The sequence below is a fragment of the Streptomyces sp. MB09-02B genome (assembly GCF_033794485.1).
In the GTDB taxonomy this organism is placed as follows: domain Bacteria; phylum Actinomycetota; class Actinomycetes; order Streptomycetales; family Streptomycetaceae; genus Streptomyces.
Map to the genome: position 1 here is coordinate 1 of NZ_JARGEE010000942.1, position 839 is coordinate 839.

An 839-nucleotide genomic window follows, 5' to 3' on the forward strand; every position below is an offset into this window, starting at 1 on the left:
CCCGGTCTACATCAGGGGTTTTGTGGGGAGAGTTAGATGTGTATAAGAGACAGCCCCTCCCACCGCCCTCCTCGTCCACGGCGCCTTCGCCGACGCGTCCAGCTGGGCCGGCGTCGTCAAGGAGCTGCGCGCCCAGGGCATCCCGGTCCGCGCGCTGCCGAACCCCCTGCGCGGTCTGGCCTCGGACGCCGCGTACGTCGCGTCGGCGGCGGCCCAGATCGACGGCCCCGTCGTCCTCGTCGGCCACTCCTACGGCGGCGCGATCATCACCGTGGCGGGCGCGGCCGAGAACGTCGTAGGCCTGGTCTACGTCGCCGCGTACGTCCCCGAACAGGGCGAGAGCCTGGGCGAGTTGCAGGGCCGTTTCCCGCTGTCCCCGCTGGTCGCCAACCTCGACGAGTGGACGTACCCCGTCGAGGGCGCGGACCCCGCCGTGGAGGTCACCATCAAGCCCGAGGCCTTCCCGGGCATCTTCGCCGCCGACGTCCCGGCCGAGGTCACCGAGATCCTCGCCGTCTCCCAACGTCCGCTCGCCGCCTCGGTGTTCACGGAGACGGCCGTCACCGCCGCCTGGCGGACCAAGCCGTCCTGGGCCGTCGTCGCCGACGCGGACGAGGCCATCAACCCCGATGTCCAGCGCTTCGGCGCCAAGCGCGCCGGCGCCACCGTCACCGAACTGGAGGGCGCCTCCCACGCCGTGGCGGTCTCCCGCCCCGAGGAGGTCGCGGCAGTGATCCAGGAGGCGGTACGCGCCACCGCCTGACCAGCGGCAACACCAGTGCCCGCCCCCGGCCACAGAGGGGGCGGGCCCCCTGCCGGTCAGGGGCGCGCCGCACGCC

1 pseudogene is annotated in these 839 nt (G+C 73.4%); it reads left to right on the plus strand.

The annotated features are described in order from the left end of the window. Positions 1 to 58 precede the first annotated feature (58 nt). A pseudogene (locus tag P1P70_RS45215) lies at positions 59 to 763 on the plus strand (alpha/beta fold hydrolase); the annotation flags it as partial. Between the last annotated feature and the right edge of the window lie 76 nt (positions 764 to 839).